The organism is Enterococcus sp. DIV0170 (assembly GCF_051710765.1).
Lineage (GTDB): Bacteria > Bacillota > Bacilli > Lactobacillales > Enterococcaceae > Enterococcus_A > Enterococcus_A raffinosus.
This window is the reverse complement of sequence record NZ_JBIOLG010000001.1, coordinates 968,828-986,521: the sequence shown is the minus strand read 5'-3', so window position 1 is coordinate 986,521 and position 17,694 is coordinate 968,828. Positions and strand designations below refer to the sequence as shown.

Annotated in this window: 22 protein-coding genes and 1 riboswitch; of the genes, 3 read left to right on the top strand and 19 right to left on the bottom strand. The window is 39.0% G+C overall.

What is annotated here, in order from left to right; translation table 11 throughout:
- Nucleotides 1-270: 270 nt before the first annotated feature.
- From IGI50_RS04725 to IGI50_RS04715, 3 genes are read right to left on the bottom strand one after another with little or no spacing between them, the layout of a single operon-like run.
- Nucleotides 271-1,932, bottom strand: coding sequence for a propanediol/glycerol family dehydratase large subunit (locus tag IGI50_RS04725; protein ID WP_438776315.1), 1,662 nt, complete (start codon nucleotides 1,930-1,932; stop codon nucleotides 271-273).
- Between the two features lie 19 nt (nucleotides 1,933-1,951).
- Nucleotides 1,952-2,761: a propanediol utilization microcompartment protein PduB gene (gene pduB / locus IGI50_RS04720; RefSeq protein ID WP_088931994.1), complete on the bottom strand. Its 810-nt coding sequence runs from the start codon at nucleotides 2,759-2,761 to the stop codon at nucleotides 1,952-1,954.
- A 17-nt stretch (nucleotides 2,762-2,778) separates the two neighbouring features.
- Nucleotides 2,779-3,057 (bottom strand): BMC domain-containing protein, encoded by a 279-nt coding sequence (locus IGI50_RS04715; RefSeq protein ID WP_010746546.1) that lies wholly within the window; start codon nucleotides 3,055-3,057, stop codon nucleotides 2,779-2,781.
- Nucleotides 3,058-3,340: 283 nt separating this feature from the next.
- Between IGI50_RS04715 and IGI50_RS04710 the strand changes: the two genes are divergently transcribed.
- Nucleotides 3,341-4,237, top strand: a complete 897-nt coding sequence (locus IGI50_RS04710; RefSeq protein WP_218256915.1) for a PocR ligand-binding domain-containing protein — start codon at nucleotides 3,341-3,343, stop codon at nucleotides 4,235-4,237.
- Nucleotides 4,238-4,547: 310 nt separating this feature from the next.
- Nucleotides 4,548-4,729, bottom strand: a riboswitch (cobalamin riboswitch).
- 10 nt (nucleotides 4,730-4,739) lie between these two features.
- On the opposite strand, the gene IGI50_RS04705 is transcribed toward IGI50_RS04710, so the two are convergent.
- From IGI50_RS04705 to IGI50_RS04630, 16 genes are all read right to left on the bottom strand, one after another.
- Nucleotides 4,740-5,180, bottom strand: coding sequence for a EutP/PduV family microcompartment system protein (locus IGI50_RS04705; RefSeq protein WP_218256914.1), 441 nt, complete (start codon nucleotides 5,178-5,180; stop codon nucleotides 4,740-4,742).
- A gap of 3 nt (nucleotides 5,181-5,183) precedes the next feature.
- Complete coding sequence (locus tag IGI50_RS04700; protein WP_010746549.1) at nucleotides 5,184-5,534, bottom strand: BMC domain-containing protein; 351 nt, start codon at nucleotides 5,532-5,534, stop codon at nucleotides 5,184-5,186.
- A 144-nt stretch (nucleotides 5,535-5,678) separates the two neighbouring features.
- On the bottom strand, nucleotides 5,679-6,875 hold the full coding sequence (locus IGI50_RS04695; protein ID WP_010746550.1) for an acetate kinase: 1,197 nt from the start codon (nucleotides 6,873-6,875) through the stop codon (nucleotides 5,679-5,681).
- Between the two features lie 48 nt (nucleotides 6,876-6,923).
- Complete coding sequence (locus IGI50_RS04690) at nucleotides 6,924-7,931, bottom strand: class I SAM-dependent methyltransferase (RefSeq protein ID WP_438776314.1); 1,008 nt, start codon at nucleotides 7,929-7,931, stop codon at nucleotides 6,924-6,926.
- A gap of 166 nt (nucleotides 7,932-8,097) precedes the next feature.
- Nucleotides 8,098-8,418 carry a competence type IV pilus minor pilin ComGG gene (gene comGG, locus IGI50_RS04685; RefSeq protein WP_218256912.1) on the bottom strand — a complete coding sequence of 107 codons (321 nt, stop codon included), beginning with the start codon at nucleotides 8,416-8,418 and terminating at the stop codon, nucleotides 8,098-8,100.
- Nucleotides 8,411-8,833 carry a competence type IV pilus minor pilin ComGF gene (comGF, locus tag IGI50_RS04680; protein ID WP_438776313.1) on the bottom strand — a complete coding sequence of 141 codons (423 nt, stop codon included), beginning with the start codon at nucleotides 8,831-8,833 and terminating at the stop codon, nucleotides 8,411-8,413. The genes comGG and comGF overlap by 8 nt, the downstream gene beginning before the upstream one ends.
- The gene (gene comGE, locus IGI50_RS04675; protein WP_438776312.1) at nucleotides 8,820-9,101 is read right to left on the bottom strand and encodes a competence type IV pilus minor pilin ComGE; all 282 of its coding nucleotides are present in this window, start codon (nucleotides 9,099-9,101) and stop codon (nucleotides 8,820-8,822) included. Before comGE ends, comGF begins: the two co-directional genes overlap by 14 nt.
- Nucleotides 9,079-9,546, bottom strand: a complete 468-nt coding sequence (gene comGD, locus IGI50_RS04670) for a competence type IV pilus minor pilin ComGD (RefSeq protein WP_438776311.1) — start codon at nucleotides 9,544-9,546, stop codon at nucleotides 9,079-9,081. The genes comGE and comGD overlap by 23 nt, the downstream gene beginning before the upstream one ends.
- Complete coding sequence (gene comGC / locus IGI50_RS04665) at nucleotides 9,518-9,787, bottom strand: competence type IV pilus major pilin ComGC (RefSeq protein ID WP_010746556.1); 270 nt, start codon at nucleotides 9,785-9,787, stop codon at nucleotides 9,518-9,520. Before comGC ends, comGD begins: the two co-directional genes overlap by 29 nt.
- Nucleotides 9,784-10,797 (bottom strand): competence type IV pilus assembly protein ComGB, encoded by a 1,014-nt coding sequence (gene comGB, locus IGI50_RS04660; RefSeq protein WP_438776310.1) that lies wholly within the window; start codon nucleotides 10,795-10,797, stop codon nucleotides 9,784-9,786. The genes comGC and comGB overlap by 4 nt, the downstream gene beginning before the upstream one ends.
- Complete coding sequence (comGA, locus tag IGI50_RS04655; RefSeq protein WP_438776309.1) at nucleotides 10,776-11,708, bottom strand: competence type IV pilus ATPase ComGA; 933 nt, start codon at nucleotides 11,706-11,708, stop codon at nucleotides 10,776-10,778. The genes comGB and comGA overlap by 22 nt, the downstream gene beginning before the upstream one ends.
- Nucleotides 11,709-11,801: 93 nt before the next feature.
- On the bottom strand, nucleotides 11,802-12,452 hold the full coding sequence (gene trmB / locus IGI50_RS04650) for a tRNA (guanosine(46)-N7)-methyltransferase TrmB (RefSeq protein ID WP_010746559.1): 651 nt from the start codon (nucleotides 12,450-12,452) through the stop codon (nucleotides 11,802-11,804).
- 411 nt (nucleotides 12,453-12,863) lie between these two features.
- Entirely contained in the window at nucleotides 12,864-13,646 is a 783-nt protein-coding gene (locus IGI50_RS04645; RefSeq protein ID WP_010746560.1) for a phosphotransferase family protein, read from the bottom strand.
- An 89-nt stretch (nucleotides 13,647-13,735) separates the two neighbouring features.
- On the bottom strand, nucleotides 13,736-14,605 hold the full coding sequence (gene dat, locus IGI50_RS04640; RefSeq protein WP_438776308.1) for a D-amino-acid transaminase: 870 nt from the start codon (nucleotides 14,603-14,605) through the stop codon (nucleotides 13,736-13,738).
- 3 nt (nucleotides 14,606-14,608) lie between these two features.
- Nucleotides 14,609-15,817: an ABC transporter permease gene (locus IGI50_RS04635; protein WP_438776307.1), complete on the bottom strand. Its 1,209-nt coding sequence runs from the start codon at nucleotides 15,815-15,817 to the stop codon at nucleotides 14,609-14,611.
- On the bottom strand, nucleotides 15,810-16,547 hold the full coding sequence (locus IGI50_RS04630; RefSeq protein ID WP_438776306.1) for an ABC transporter ATP-binding protein: 738 nt from the start codon (nucleotides 16,545-16,547) through the stop codon (nucleotides 15,810-15,812). Before IGI50_RS04630 ends, IGI50_RS04635 begins: the two co-directional genes overlap by 8 nt.
- A gap of 192 nt (nucleotides 16,548-16,739) precedes the next feature.
- On the opposite strand from IGI50_RS04630, the gene IGI50_RS04625 reads away from it, so the two are divergent.
- A complete protein-coding gene (locus IGI50_RS04625) occupies nucleotides 16,740-17,165 on the top strand; it encodes an HIT family protein (RefSeq protein ID WP_218256902.1) in 426 nt (141 codons plus the stop codon).
- Nucleotides 17,166-17,546 (top strand): YtxH domain-containing protein, encoded by a 381-nt coding sequence (locus IGI50_RS04620; RefSeq protein ID WP_218256901.1) that lies wholly within the window; start codon nucleotides 17,166-17,168, stop codon nucleotides 17,544-17,546.
- The last annotated feature ends 148 nt before the right edge of the window (nucleotides 17,547-17,694 follow it).

The following is a 17,694-nucleotide window of genomic DNA, read 5'->3' as shown; positions in this document are numbered from 1 at the left end:
CTAACGTAAAAATTAGTTTCATTTTCTCGCCGTATATCATTCCACTAGGCTTCGATCCTTAATCATAAGGATTTTGCCTATTGAGTTTTTCTTACCTTTCTAACTGCAAAAAGTGGAACTGACATCCTATTTCATATTAAGGAATTAATTTTTCTAACGTAAAAATTAGTTTTATTTTCTCGCCGTATATCATTCCACGATGTTTCAACATTTAATGTTTGATGCCTTCACTCTCCACTGATCGCATGGTGAAAAGTAGCGTTGCCATTCTTAAATGTCTTTCGGATTGATTGCTTTAGGAATTGCTTTAACTTTTTCCCATTCTGAACCATCTAGTCGGTAGCCTGTTCCTGGTCCAGCGTAATCATTCTTGTCGTTCACCGCAGAGATAACATTCCAATCTGCATCAAAGATTGAAGACGTTTGAAGGAAGTCGCCAGCTACACGCTGTTTCAAAAGATTAAGCAAGCTCGTCGCCACATCTTCAAAACCACTTTCTGACAATCCTTTAACAAGATCCAATCCTGTTTTCCCTTGCGTTAACAATTCCTGTGCCGCCTTGATATCTTGAACCATGTCGCGTTCAGGCATATCCTGTGAGCCGCGAGCATAGGTTGCTGCTTCAACCTCTTCATCGGTGATGGTTGGCAAACCTAATTTATCGAAGAGACCCTGTAATGCTCTCGCTGCTTTGTTACGCACTGCAACGACATCTTCTTCACTGACTGGACGTAATCCACCGTCGACCTTCAAGTCACGTTGAATGACATTGTAATCATCAAAATCATCAGCATCGAAGTTTGAACCGGCGAACATGTTGTCATAGTTTGGTGTTGCCGAGTAACCTGATGAAATGAAATCTGTTCCTGGTAAGAACTGCATCAATAGACGAGCCGTTCTCCGAATATCAGAATGTGAGAAGGTTTGGTCATTTCCAGAAGCTACTTCTAAATCAAGCAACATGGCAATCAAGTTTTCAGCTAAGATCGCTCGAATTCCTGAAGGGACCGCTCCTGGCACGCCGATACAGCTAATCGAACCATTTTGTAAGCCTTGAACACCTGCTGCTTTTGTTAAATAAATACAACGGGTTTCAAGATACAGCATCGATTTACCTTCCGCATACCCCATTTGTACCTCTGATCCAGTTCCAGAAGTAAAGCGCATTTTCAAGCCACGAGAAGCATAACAGGAAGCCAAAAATCCTTTCGACCAAGGTGTATCGTCACCGTCAGTAAATACCTGTTCGGTTCCATAGACAGAGATCGTTTCTGCATAAGCAGTGAACCCACGCATCCCTAGATCCAGCTCTGTTGCTTCCTCCAATGAACATTGAGTTAATACGCCTGGACGTCCAGTTTGCGAACCAACCATGATTGCCACCGCATTGAATGGCGCATAACGAGCTACGGCAACGGTTGTTTCTTGTTCATCAAATCCACGCAATGCTCCTTCAGCAGCGTCTGCAGCGATTTGAACAGGATTGTCCCGCACATTCGTTACGTGTGATTGCGTTGTTGGCCGACGACGCGCCCGCATTTTTTGGACCGCCATCATCATTTCAACCACGTTCATATAACCAACCACTTCATTCAGTTTTCCTGGTGTTGCCGCTGTGGTTAATTGAACGATTTCTTCTCGAGAAATGTTTGGATCAACGATTTTATTCGCTAATTCTTTAGAAGGAATGGCCATCACTTCTTCGGTACGACTCAAGTCAATTCCATATTGAGCAATATATGAATCAATCAAATCAAAGTCAGCTTTGTCTTTTCCATCAAGCTCAACCACTTCGCCATTGACGATTTTAATACTTGGTTTAGGGTCATTAGGGCTTTGCATCGCGATTAAGCCTTCTTCTACCCACTCATCCACGAAACCATCTTGATTGACCGGTCTTTTTTCTAGTTCTTCAAATCGTTTTGATTTCATCTATTTTTCACTCCCACTATTAAATGTATGATGGTTGATCATTTTTAGGCGTGCTTCCCATGGTTCCAAGTAACTGACAGCCAATGTCCCGAGCTGAGATAATCGCTTGACGCACAGCGCCTGAATCGCCTGTGATTGTCATCGTTACCTCATTGGAGAAGCTTTGCCCATTTTGCGGTGTCGCATAAGATACTACGTCAACATTCGCTGATTTTAAGGCTGTATCTGCCATTACTACACCAATAGCAGCAGGAGCTCCTACTAAAATTCCGAAGGCTTTGCCAACAGGGGCACCAAAGACTTTGTTGCAAGCATAGCTAGCACGAGCAGTATATTGACATTCGATGTGTCCAGCTTCATTTCCATATACATCACCAAAAGTACGTGTATCTACTTCCTTCAACGTTACTTCTACTGCACGTTTCACGTCTGATACATCGTCCCCGCCAAAGATTACGATCGACCCGTGACCGGCGCCACCTTTTGTATCGCGAGGCATTTCAATCAAAATTACTTCCGTATTTGTTGCTTTCACCGCTTCATCAGCAGCCATAATATGAGGTCCGGCACCAGTACGGGCACCAACAATTCCGATTGAACGATATTTTTTTTCTAATTTCATTGTTTCTAAAAGAGAGGAATCGACGTTAGCAATTACTAACCCAATTGTATCTCCAAATTCTGTCGCTCCTACAAATTCAGTCAATGCACATTGCTTTTCAATCATTTTTTGATCTCCTCCGTTAGTTGTTTTCATCTCATTTCCTGTTTCCATTTTTGCGAGGACGCGCTTCATAATCTCTTCGATCTTTTGATCCGTGTTTGCCATCAGCTATCCCACCCTTTCTATTCTGATTTAGGGAGCAAGCCTTCAACTTCAGTGTGTGGACGTGGAATAACATAATTAGAAACAACTTCTCCAACTGCATCGGCCGCAGAAACACCTGCATCAACTGCTGCTTTTACCGCACCTACATCTCCTCTTACCATTACAGTGACTAATCCCGAACCAATTTTCTCCGTTCCAATTAAGGAAACATTCGCAGCTTTTACCATCGCGTCAGCTGCTTCAATAGCACCAATCAACCCCCTAGTTTCAATCATTCCTAACGCTTCCTGTTGCATAAAACATTCCTCCTAATTATTTTGATAGCACTTACATTTATTATGATAAACAAAAAAGATAGAACAAATTTGTCCTATCTTTTAGTCCGATTATTCGCAATATTAATATTTTGTCATCACATTATGTCAAGACAACGCCAAACAAGCCTTAATAAGAAGTCAATTAAGGTCAAAAAATAGCAAAATTTTGTCTTCTGCTAGTCAAAATAATGTTATTGGTATTATCGCGATTTAAATTGAATTTGTGTTCTGGTAGAATAATAGATGACTAGGAGGCGCTTACATGGAAAATATCAGTACATTGAATTCGCAAAGTTCCTTGCAACTTTCCAAAACAATCCAAGATTTCGCTCTAGCAGCAGATTTTGGCTCGGTCCTCGTTGATATACATGGAAAGGAAACTTCTGACCTGTATAACTTTTCCCCTTTTTGTCAGATTATGCGTTCGAAGCCAGAGTTTAAATCTCTTTGCCAAAAATGTGATGCATTTGGAGGCCTTGAAGCCTCAAAAAATGGTAACCCTTGTATTTATCGTTGCCATGCTGGACTTACAGATATCTCATTACCTATTATTCGCAATAATCAATTGATTGGATTCGCATTATTTGGTCAAGTAGAGATGAACGATGACACTGAGAACCCATTTACCCGCATCCACCCGATCGTTACTCACTGGGAATCTTCCCCAGAATTACGTCAAGCTAGAAAAAAAATAAAGACAGTTAATACGACTCAAATTGAATCTGCGGCTGCTCTGCTCAAAACAATTGGCGACTACCACTTTAACGACACTGACCCACGTGAACAAATCAAGTTTAACTTTCATTCAAACAAAAAAGAGACAAAAAATACAATAAATTCGAAAAACGATGAGATTCGCAAGGCGATTTCTTATATTGATACCAATTTAACCACCAACTTAACGCTTGAAGATGTGGCTAATCATGTTTACTTAAGCCAATTTTATTTCAGCCGTTTATTCAAAAAAGAAATTGGTGTCAGCTTTATTACCTATTTAAATCAGCAACGAATTGAACAAGCGAAAGTTCTTTTGACTCAATCCAACTTGAGTATAAAGTCTATTTCTCAAAATATCGGCTATTCTCAGACTAGCTACTTCTGTAAAATATTCAAAGAACTTGTTGGTATGACACCAGTCAATTATCGAAAAATCAAATAACTCCTGATAAACAGCCGAATTACGGCTGTTTTTTTGCGAGTTCTGCTTTTCGCAGTGTAAAGGGATTGGACTGAAGAAAACAATCCTAAGGAAGTTCATTTTTCAAAAACCGGAAAAAATGAGCTTATTTCGTTACGCATGCGATTCCACTAGTATCATTATTCACAATTTAATCTAAATCAATGATTTCTTTTTTCACTGTACAAACTGAAAAAAGTGAAACTCGAAAAAAAGGTGAGGTGTCTGGAAGACACCTCACCAAATAAACGTCAATCTGACACTTTTAATGGTGAAATAATTCTCCCAATACAATTATCTCAGCAAGTGGGCAGGTATCCTGACTTCGCATCATCCTTCACCTCGCCTTCCCGAAAGTGGCTTATTGAGATGTCGTCCGCAATACAGTAGAAAGGGTCTGCCAAGGATTCTCACCTTGTTCCCTGTTCCAAATGCTCTTATTCAATTCTATCCGCCTACATAATAACTCAGAATGTATGCGTTGTCAAAATTCATTCGTTAATAAGAACTCTTTCAAACTTGAGATTCCTTCTTGATTAACTGCAGATAAGGAAAAAACTTTTTTTGCTCCAGCTAACCGAAGTCTTTTTTGCGCTATATCAAATTCCTCTTGGCTGTGCTCTATATCTGTTTTCGTAATAATTCCAATCATCGGTTTCGTAAAACGTGAAGAAAAACAAGGTGGAAAATAATTTTGTTTACTCGTAATACTTTGAACAATGGCAATGCAATCCGCACCGACAGCGGAGCTCACCAAAGCATTGTAATAGAAACGATTTTCCATAAACTCACCCGGTGTATCGATCACATTATCTGTAAAATAGACCTGTTGTGTTTTATGATATTTGATTTCCCATTCATTAAGAATTTGCATCAGGGTTGTTTTCCCCGATCCCGTCTCACCTATAAATATAACTCGCTTCATCCGTTATGTCCTAGTGATTTCTGCAACATCAAAATCTAAAATCGTTGCGAGTGAATTCGTTACCTGCTTTAGGGCAAATTCTACAGAGGACACTTCACCGATAATCACGACTGCTCCGCTAAAACGATCCATAAAACCAATCGATACATTTCCTGATTTTTTAGCAATGTCCGCACCAATAATTGACGCTTCACTTGGTGTAATGGTTAAAATACCAATCGCATCACCAGTATGTTCAAGACCAAGCTTTTCAAAAACTTCTTGATTGGCATGTGGAATCAAATGAGCAAGCGTGACCTGTTTCCCAGGAACATATTCTTGAATAGAACGTTCAATATTTCTTTTCTCACTCATGACAGTCACTCTCACTTTCATAAAAAGTTTAGCATAAAAAAATAGCATAGTTTTGTTCTAATACAACAAAATTATGCCTTCGGATTTCTTACACAACAATGACTAAAAAAAGCCTTTGTCTCCAGAGGACAAAGGCTTAACAAACTATTTCCCTAAACGCTCAACATCACGAGCGATCATCACTTCTTCATCTGTTGGAATCACATAAACCTTCACACGAGAATCCTTTGTTGAAAGTTCTGCTTCTTTTCCGTGGATGCTCTTATTGATTTCTTCATCGATTTCAATGCCGAACCAAGTCATTTTTTCTAGAACCATGCGGCGAACAGGATCAGCATTTTCACCAACACCAGCTGTAAAGACAATAGCATCAACACCGTTCATTACTGAAATGTATTGAGCAATATACTTACGGATGCGATCACAATAAATATCTAAGGCTAGAATAGCTTCTTCATTGCCTTCATCTGCTCCGTTCTCGATATCACGCATATCACTTGAGATACCAGTTAGTCCTAAAACACCTGACTTTTTATTTAACACATCAATCATTTCGTTGATGTCTTTAATTCCTGCTTTTTCCATTAAGTATGGAAGTAGCGAAGCATCGATATCTCCTGCACGAGTTCCCATTGTCAAACCTGCTAAAGGTGTGAAGCCCATTGAAGTGTCCACTGATTTTCCACCTTCAACAGCAGTTACCGATCCGCCATTACCGATATGTGCAGTGATGATCTTCGTTTCTTCGATAGGTTTGCCAAGCAATTCAGCTGCACGTTCGGAAACGTAACGATGACTTGTTCCGTGGAAACCATATTTACGAGCAGAATATTTATCATAATACTCTTTAGGAATACTATATAAATAATTTGTTGCCGGCATTGTTGCATGGAAAGAAGTATCAAAAACAGCCACACTCGTTACATTTGGTAAAATATGACGGAAAGCTTTGATTCCCATGGCATTTGCTGGATTATGCAGTGGTGCAAATTCACTTAACTCTTCAATTTTGGCTAAAACATCATCATCGATTAAAACAGAATCTTTGAAGTATTCGCCGCCAGCTACCACGCGGTGCCCAACGCCAGTGATTTCATCAAATGATGCAATGATTTTAAGTTCAATTAATTGATCTAATAACATTTGAACCGCAACTTCATGGTCTTTGATATCTAAAATTTGTTCAAATTTTTGTCCATCGCCATATTTAATTGTAAAGATTGAATCGTTCAAACCGATCCGTTCAACGATTCCTTTTGCGATTACTGATTCCTCAGGCATTTGATAAAGCTGCCATTTCAAACTTGAACTACCTGCATTGATTGCAATTGTTTTTGACATTTTTACTCTCCTTTATAATTGAATTGCTGTCCGCTCTTTTGAGCAGTTTTATAAATTAGAAGACTTCCAGTCCTCGAATTTTTTGAAGAATTCTGTTACTTGTGCTGGATCTTTTAAGGATGGTAAGTGAACCAGCAAAACTTTTTCAGCCTGCTGAGCAGTTTCACCTTTTTTCTGCAGTAGTAAAATACTCTTACGCGAATGTTCAGACTTAAATAATTCATCCGGCAATTGAATGATTCCCTGCAGCAACACATCATCCTTCAACCATTTTTGCAGTAATGGTCCCTGCTCAGTCTCAAGGAAATTACTAGGAACTAAGAATAGACCAAAGCCGTCTGGTTTCACGTACTTCATTCCTTGCTCCATTAAAAGATGATGGGCATAACTATGCTCCTTCTCGGAATGGGTAGCAAATTTTTCAGCCTGCTGATCATTTGGATAATACCCCACAGGTAAATCGCCAATAACATAATCAACTGGATCAACTAATAAGTCTTGCAGACTATCTTGGTGGAATAATTGAATTTCTTCATCCATTAAAAGACTGTCTGAAGCCGCAATTGCCAATAAAGTTTCGTCGTTATCCACGCCGATTCCTTTGACAGTGTAGTTAGCCGCTTGCAAATTGATCACTGTTGTCAGTAATAGATTGCCCATACCGACAGCAATATCTAAAATATCTAATGGCTGTTCTTTTTTTAACGTCAATTGTTCAATCAAAAAGACAAATAAAAAGCCAATACTATCAGGCGTCAATTGATGATTGGGCTGTAAACTTTCAGTTTTCGATCCTTTTAGTAAAACTAATTGTGTCAATTTCCGCCAATCTTCTTTTTCTAACTCTAAAGCTAATAATTCCTGATAGAGTGCCTCTACCTTTTTCACAGTAACTTCGTCTGGCTGTTGATCAAGCACACGTACTTTTGCATTGTCAACTAAGTTCTCCGTATTTTCGATGTAAGCGTCAAAAAAAGAAGTCCCTAGTGAATGCTGCAATGCGATGATCGCTTCTTCCATCAAAGAAAAAGCTGTCTCAATTTTCTCTGGATTCATCTTGCACCTCACTAACTAATATAACACTCACGATACCTGTTCTATTTTAGCGGACATGTTCCAATTAATCAATCGCTTTCTTTCTTTTATCATTGATTTTCTAATTCCATATAAAAGTATCTTTTACAATAAAAACACTCGTTTTCGCATGAGCTCACGCGCTATATCAGTCTGAGGAGTTTGATGTGCTATTTTTTTCATAAAAATGATATGTTTTCTTTTTAATTTTCACTGTAATCTTTACCCGATCCTGTTCATTCTGATAAGTGATCTCTCCTTTGTTAAACCCCCATGTCCCTTTTTCTGACGTTAATTGAGGATACTCAGCTAAAAAAAGTTCCTTGGCAATTTTAGCTTGATACAATTGCTCAGTCCGTGATGCCAAATCAACCGTTTGGTGATAACTGGTTACCATATTCATCAATAAAAAACTAAACAAAAAAATAGCCAACAGTACGGATAACAGTATTCCGCCTTGGCTATTCAAAGATCCATGTTCCTTCTTTCTTTTTCCCATCAGTAAAGGTAACGATAAAATCCACTCCATGATTTTTTTCTTGGCACACAAATTGATCCACTCCCGTCAATAATGGCTGATTCCCACCAGACTGTCTTTTAATAATTCTTCTATTTACTTTTTTTATGACCAATGGAACCACTCTTCCCTTATCTTCTATTTCAGTTGAAATTTCAGTCTGCGTAGTCCCGATATAATTCACCTCGCTCAACTCATTATCCAGCTGAAGCAAGAAAATTTCCCATTCTAATTGATGATAACCACCCATAGCTCGCTCCATTTTATTGGCATGCTGAATTAGACCTGAGAGCAGCAAAAGAATTCCGCTCAGCATCAATAGAGCGACTAAACTTTCAAGCAAGGTAAAACCACTATTTTTTGACAATCAGAATTCCTCCTTGCTGGTTTGATGCTCGACCTTGCTCTAAAGAAACTTCTATCTGCGGCTTGACCGGAGGAACAGAATGCAAACGACACCGTCGAGTCTCATTATAAAGGTCACGATAATTTGCGATACTGCTTAGACGTTGTTGGCTGTCCTTCTGCATCTTCACCGTTACTTCTACATAACTCGAAACAATAATGATCAAAACCGCCAGACTGATTAGACTTTCTAACAAGATATATCCATTATTTCCTTTCAAAGCGACCACTTCCCATTTGAAATTGATAGATAATTTGACCATTATCATAAAAGACAACTTTAGGAATATTTCCGTTTCCCGGCTGATCTGTTGAAATATTTCCTTTTCCTGCACTGAAAAAGATTGTGTCCCTACTTTCTAATTGAATATTGTCCGGTACATTAAGCCGTTTCCACGGCAGCTCTGTATGAATCGTATAAAATATAATGCTCTGTTGGTCCTTATGAAGCTCAATTCGAGTGCCGCGATGGTCAGTAATAGCCACTTGTTGTAAATGTAAAATTGATTTCTCAAATTGGTAGTAGAAGAACTTCTTCTCCAACTGAGACTGCCAACTTTTAAGCGCAATTGTTGGTAATAAAACAAAACTGCAAACCAAGAATAAAACGAGCAACGTTTCAAAAAGTGTAAAGCCATTCTCACTACTATTCTTTATTGCGTTCATAGGCTTCATATTGCTTCTCCTTAACATAGCCCTGATCAATTAATTCTTGTTTGCTCGGTGTTCTACCATGATCCAACTCAAAAACCTCAATCTGAGTTTCGACAACTTTTGCAATAGCCGCATCACTTTTCTTTGTGGCACTGTCTTTTTGATTGATCAGCTTTGGTACAAAAAGCAGTAATAGTAAGCTGATTACGAAAAGAACAACTAGCATTTCTATTAATGTAAAGCCAGAAACTTTTTTCTTCACAAGATTCCCTCCAGATTTGTCATTGGCAAGAGCATCGTCAAATACAAGCTGATAATCAATAAGGCGACAAGTAAAAAAACAAACGGCTGCAACCATGAACACATAAACTCTAGCTGATTGAAAAAACGGCGCCAAACTAGTTGACTGTATGTCAATAATTCTTTTCCTAAGTTTCCTCGAGCTTCTCCTTGAAAAACGATTCGACTAAATTCCTTAGTTAGAAAAGGATACTTTCGTAATTCCTCCGCTAAAGCATTTCCTTGAGCTAGACGAACTTTTAAATCACCAGCCAATTCCTGCATCAAAGACTTGCCATCAATTGCTAACAAGCAGTCAATGATTTGATTCAATTCCAACCCTTGCTGAAATAATTTTCCCCACTCTAAGGCGAAATACGCTGAATAATAGTTGCTGAATAGGGTTCCAATTAAAGGAATTCTAGCTAGATAACGAAACCGAGCTAAGTATGTATATCTTTTACCAAAATACTGCCAACAAAACAGTAATAGGAACAAAAAAAACAATATTCCTAGTCCAATGAAAGGCACTGCTGTAATCAATTGAACTGAAAAATCATCCGGTTTGATCATCCCACCAGCCAGTAATTGCGGTAATAGGAAGAGACGCATTCCTAACAAAATAACCAGTAAAAAAAGAAGTAAAAGAACGGGATAAGAAACTGCTTTAAGAAAATTTTCTCGTTGACGCTGCATGAGTTTCATCTGGCTTGCAATACCTAATAGCGTCTGAGACAGGTTGCCATGCGAATCGGCCAGTTCAATTTGTAAAAGCTGGTCATTCGAATAGTCTAATCGTGCAAAGCTCTTTGCCAGACTTTCCCCTTTGTTTAGATCAGTCTGAATACTCTCTAAAATCGTCGTTCTAAAGAGATTCGCATTGCTGAAAAAGTCAAAAGCCTGCTGCAAGCTAAACCCGTTTTCCAATAAATCTCCTAACAAATGAACAAAATCAATTCGCTGTTTTCTAGTTAATTTTGTCCTGCGCCGCATGCCTCTAGCCCTTCCTCCCATGTATATAAAATATCCTCTTGATAGAATCGATAGCTTGTCAATAGTCCAATTGTTTCATCCAATGGCAATAATTCCTGATAAACAATGCCCTGCAAACATTCCTTGAGCAGAGTTGCTTCCCCTCCCAATTCAAAAACCCTTGCATGAGCAGATTCCAAGCTGGCAGCATGCAGAGTCGCGTAAACACAATGTCCTGTCAAAGCTGCTCGAATTGCACCTTGAATTGTTTTCGTGTCGCGTATCTCTCCAATAATTAGGACGTCTGGGTGATGGCGCAACGATAATTTGATCAATTCTTCATAGCTTTGATAAATTTTTTCATTTACCTGCAACTGCAAAAAATCAGGCTCTTCTATTTCTACTGGATCTTCTATTGTTAGTACCCGTCCATCTATTTCTCTAGCTAGTTTGTACATTAACGTTGTTTTGCCTGACCCGACTGGACCGCAAAATAAGTAAAGACCTCTTTTTTTGCTATGCTTTCGAATAACCTCTAGCTGTTCTGGCACATGATAGACTTCAGAACTGCGACCAAATTGGTGTAAAAAGCGAACGACTAAACTTTCTCGCTGCAAATAGTCTCCCACAGTGGAAAGTCGCAGTCTTTGTTCACCATGAGGCAAGGAATAGGAGATTGCACCCAATTGCGCTTTTCTTTTTTCGCTGACGTCCATCTGACCCAGATACTTAAACCGATTAATCAGCTGCAAGGCTGTATCCACACACAAGTCATTTTTAACATAGGATAGATTTGAGTTTTCGCGCTCATAGAAGGGGCCTCGCCGAAAGAAGCAGCGGTACTTCTCTCCTTGAGGTAATAAATATAAGTCTTGCATTTGATGTTCGAAGCCATGTTGAATCAGATCATCTGAAAGCTTTTCAATCTCCATTCCTTTCACCTCAAAAATAATATACGTAAAAAAATCTTTTGGCTTCAAAAAAAGAAGATAAACCAAAAAATTGATTTACCTTCTCAAAAATTCTTATTTTGTTTTGTCTTGAAAGCGTGCCTCTACTCGATAAATACGCTGCCCTTTGTTAGAAAATTTTTCTTCGTATTCAGTCATAATATTTCCTTCATATGAGCTCTCATGTAGATCCAACCAGACTTGCTCAAGCGTCATCCCGTATTTTGAAAAACTGCTTAAGGAATATTCAAATAAACCTTGGTTATCAGTTTTGAAGTGTATTTCCCCGGCAGGCCGCAAAATCGTTTCATCTACAGCTAGAAAACTAGGGGACGTTAGACGGCGCTTCTCATGTTTCTTCTTCGGCCAAGGATCAGAAAAATTTAAGTAGATTTGATCAACTTCACTATCTGCAAAGTAATTGGTCAACTCGGACCCATCGACATGCAATAATTGCAAATTAGGAAGCTCTGCCTCAACTAGTTTGTCCAACGCAAGGGAAATAACACTAACTTGCATCTCTATTCCAATATAATTGATTTCTGGATGAGCAGCAGCCATTCCAGTAATGAACTGACCTTTTCCCATCCCAATTTCAATATGAATCGGATGGTCGTTGCCAAAACGTTCAGACCAGCGACCCTTCCATCCTTCTGGATCTTGTACTACATATTCAGGACGAGCTGCCAACATTTCAGCAGCGCCTGGACGATTTCTTACCCGCATTGTTTTCCTCCAAATAATTCACTCTATTTCATGCACTTAGTAACTTCTCTTTTGTATAACTGCGAAAAGCAGAACTCATAGTTAGTTCTAATTTCGTATTCATTTTTCAAAAACACGAAAAATGAGTCTGTTCTTCACTTCGCATACGATCCAACTATACTTTACGTAGCATAATATACTTTGACTAAATATTTCATCTCGAACATTATTGTCCTGCGAAAAGTTGGACTCGCAACTAGTTCTAATTTCGTATTCATTTTTCAAAAACACGAAAAATGAGTCTGTTCTTCACTTCGCATACGATCCAACTATACTTTACGTAGCATAATATACTTTGACTAAATATTTCATCTCGAACATTATTGTCCTGCGAAAAGTTGGACTCGCAAAAAAGAAGGCTGAACGAAATGTTCAGCTTCCGGCAAAAATTCGTTTTAATTGTAAAATTGATTGATTCATATGATGGTATTCTTTGCGCTTGTATTGACGAGCGATTTCTAAAAGCAAACTCATCAGACCATACCAGTAAACCCGCTCCATGTTCTCATCTGTTGGCCGAATACCATATCGTACAAGCCACTTACTCCAGCTGGACAATGGCACGTAATTACCTAAAATCGTTCCAACATCCAGTGCCGGATCAGCAAACATGACTGAATCCCAATCAACTAAATATAAATAATTCGAACATACTATCCAATTTCGATGATTTACATCGCCATGAACAACGGTGTAATTCTTTTTGGCATACGTTGGAATATTTTTCTTTAAATAATCATAGACTAACTCAATAAAGCTATTTTGCTCAATCATGGTTGGCAAATTTGCTTCATAATCCGCTAGAAGCTGTTGCGGCGACACTTGACGTCCACCCATTTTCTTCAGCATGACTTTCAATGAAGGTGAATGATGAAGATGATACAAAACATCCACCACGTCATTACGACGAGGAATTTCTTCTGGTTCGAGGATTCGCCCATCTAGCCACTCTTGTGCAGTTAACGTATCCCCATTCCCTGTCCGCTTGATCCACACAAGCTTGGGTGCGATTCCTTCACGGGATAAAGCAGCCAACATCGGAGTGGTATTTCGTTTAATGAAGACGCGATCTTCGTCTCGATAGCCGATATACGTTTTTCCCGTATCGCCTTTGATCGGCTGCACACGCCAGTCACTATCTAACTGAAACTCCATTCCCAAGGCCCTCCCCTAGCATTTTAAACGTATTTACTATTTTAGTCGGGGAAAGGCACTTCGTCAAGGGCATGTATGTTCTTCTTTGATTATTTTTCATCGCGATGTGCTTGAACCGCTAAGTTCACCGCTTCAATATAGGCATCAAGAACTTTTTTCGTAACTTTCCCTGGCATTCCGTCACCAATTCTATGATCATTGATCTCAACAATCGGCATTACTTCCGCTACTGAACTAGTTTTAAAGCATTCATCAGCGGCCAACAATTCCTTTTCAGTAAACGTTTCTTCTCTCAGCTCAATCCCTAACGCTTTAGTCAGCTCGCGAATTTTAATTTTTGCAATTCCTGGTAAAATCAAATTGCTGTCAGGGTGTGTATAGATGATATCGTCTTTTACCATCCATAGATTCGATGCGGAGGCCTCTGTCACGTTGCCATCACGAACCAAGACGGCTTCGTCATACCCTTTTTGCTGTGCTTCATCTAAAGCAAGAATATTTCCTAATAAACTGATTGATTTAATATCACAATGCAACCAGCGCTTATCTTCAACGATTCCCGCACGAATACCAATATTTTGCTTTGCAGCCGGACGTGAAGCTGGTTGAATATCCGCCATTAAAACAGGCTGAACCTCTTTTGGATCTGGGAAATCATGCAAACGTGGCTTCGCAATCCCGCGAGTCACCTGGAAATATACACGGGCATTGTCCAATCCAACCTCTTTGGCTAAACGATGCAACCGTTGGCTTAATTCTTCTCTAGTAAATGGAAGAGTCATTCTAATTTTCTCCGCACTGACCCATAGACGATCCAAGTGTTCCTTTTCCATGTACATATAGCCATCATAAATACGAATCACTTCATAAATACCATCGCCAAATTGATAGCCACGATCTTCCAAATCAATTTTAACTTCTGATTCATCGACAATTTTTTCATTCCATAATACTTTCATCCACTAAGCCTCCATTTTCTTTATTCTTACCGGGAGATACAACCATGCAAATAACCCGATCTCAATCAAAAGCAACACAAGTAAAACCAAACTTTCAACAACTGACAAGTGAACCAAACTACACAAAGCGAAGAGAAGCGCTGCGCCAAACAGCAACATCACCATTAATCTCTGCAAAGCAGTTTTTTTATATTTCATTTGTACTGGATAAAGCTGGACCGCACTAATGTAATCAAATTGATTGTACAAGGGAATCATTTGGAACCCAATCAAATAGATAAACAATGCGCTGATACCGATTATAAAGCGAAAGTCATTTAATGAGAACAATAACACACTGCCAACAATCAGCAAGCGGAAAAATAAGCCTCCGAACTCCGCACCACGTAAAGCACCTCTGGCAAATAAATACAAATACGTATTTTCCTGTTTGGAAGAGATTCTAGCTAATAGAAAATCCAAGTATTTACGACGATGGACTTTTGCTTCGACCTCCGGCACATCGGTAAACAAGTTAATGAATTGATAAATACGATGCAACCGCGCATTTTCACGGTCAATCATTTTACTCCAGTCCAGTAGACGCTCTTTTTCTTGAGTTAAGAATAAGAAGCAAAACGTCAAAACAAAAGCTAGCACTGTGCCAACCCAGGCGTTAACATAAAGACTAACAAAAATTATCACCCCACTGGCGATAAACCATAATAGGAATAATCGCCGTGCTTGCTCATGAGTTTTCTGATAACAAGCTAGTCGTTGTAATCTTAGATGAGAATATTTCAATCCCCACAACATGAATAAATAGAAGAAAAAATTTATGAAGCTGATTTGCTTAGCTAGAACCACTAATGGTAGTAAGGCACCACAAACAAGCAGCTCAACAGCAAATGGAAATGCTAGCGAGTGACGCACTCCGCGACTCAGATAACTACCCATTTCTTTTTCCTTAGGTAATAAAAAGGTCATATCCGCAGGCTCCACCAGTGTGGCTAATTTGCCAAATGGTAAAATAAACCACCACGCAACAGCAACAATCGGCAAACTCCATGGAAAATCTGGCGGCAATTGTTTTAATAAATTCGAATAATAAAAGGCTAGGCCGCCGACTAAAAACAAGCACACCAAGACAAAATGATCATTTAACACGTAACGCATATATTTCATCATTTTTTTCTGATGGCGTTGTCGCCTTAATAGAAAAAAATCATGCATGTTCTTTCTCCTTTGTCAGTGCGATATAGATTTCATCTAAAGAAGAGCCAGGTAACTCAAATTCTGTTTGCAGCTCCTGCAGAGTCCCCTGCGCTCGTACTTCCCCTTCATGTAATACGACGAAACGATCACAATACTTTTCAGCCGTCGCCAAAATATGCGTGGACATCAAGATAGCCGCTCCTTGCTCCTTCATCGTCACCATCAGTTCCAACAAAGCATTGATCGCTAAAGGATCTAACCCTAAGAAGGGTTCATCAATAATGTACAGACTTGGTTGAATCAAGAATGCACATAAAACCATGACCTTTTGCTTCATTCCTTTAGAAAAATTTACAGGAAACCACTCAAGCCGATTTTCTAAACGAAAAGTCTTCAGTAGCGTCTCTGCTCTTTGCATCGCTTCTTCTTTAGGAATACCATAAGCCATCGCCGTCACTTCAATATGTTCTCGTAGAGTCAACTCTTCATATAATGAAGGTGTTTCAGGAATGTAGCCGATTTTTTTTCGATAATTCTCTGGATCCTGTTGTAACGTCAAATTATCTACCGTAATAGTTCCTTTTTGCGGTGTCAATAAACCGATGATGTTCTTGATCGTAGTGGATTTCCCCGCACCATTCAAGCCAATCAAGCCGATCATTTCTCCATTTTGGACTTCAAAATTAATATCTTTTAAAACAGGCAAGTGGCCGTAGCCGCCCGTAACATGCTGAATTGCTAAGCTCATCTTTTTCCCTCCAATTTCTTAGTTAGTATTATAGCAGAATCCTACAAATATTTAATGTTCTCCTGACCTTTTCCAGCACAAGTATAACAAGTTATGGTAAAGTAAAAGAAGAATTTACGGCTGTTGTTGAATTTCTTTTTAACAGCGTCGCCATAAAATAAAAATCATAATTGATCAGAAAGGATGTTTGCAATGGAAAATTGTATTTTTTGTAAAATCATCGACCAAGAAATCCCTAGCTACAAAATTTATGAGGATGAAAAAGTTTATGCCTTTTTAGACATCTCACAAGCGACAAAGGGTCATACTCTTGTTGTTCCAAAACAACACGTTACTGATATTTTTGAATATGATGAGACATTAGCCGCAGAGGTTTTTGCACGGATTCCTAAAATTGCCCGTGCCATTGAGAAAGCTTTTCCTGAGATGGAAGGACTAAACATCCTAAATAATAATAAAGAATTAGCTTATCAATCAGTCTTCCATTCTCACGTGCACTTAGTTCCTCGTTATAGTAAAAACGATGACTTTTCCATTCACTTCGGTAATCATGCGGAGCAGCAGTCTCCCGAAGAAATGCAAGCGATCGCTGATAAGATCAAGGAGCAGGTGAAATAAATGAGCTTTTTTAAAGGAATTCTATTTGGTGCCGGACTTGGGACACTAGGCGGTCTTCTGTTAGCCCCTCGAAAAGGGGAAGAAACAAGAGAAAAACTAATTACGAATACCCGAGAACTTGTTGAATTAACAGACGAACTTAATGATAATTTGACCGATTTTAGAGAGTCATTGGTGACTCTAAAAGGAACATTTGATACGCTGGTCCCTGCCTTTAAATCAGGGGTTGAGAAAGATATTGAAGAGTTTCGCTTCCAAGCAGAGCCTCGCATTCAACAAATTCAGGCTCAAATAGAAAAAATCAATCAAGCATTGCCTCAAGCAGAAGAGACAACAGTCATAAAAAAAGGACGCTTCTCTTTAGAACGTCCTGTTGAATAATAGTAAGAATTAAGTTGTTTCACTTAAGTAATTATGCCTTTATTATGAATTTTCTCGGAAACTATTTTTAACCCCCTTTCCTTTACATTTTTAGGTGTGTTATAGTTGAAAAGGAATAACAAACGTATGTAAATTAAATTTTAGGAGT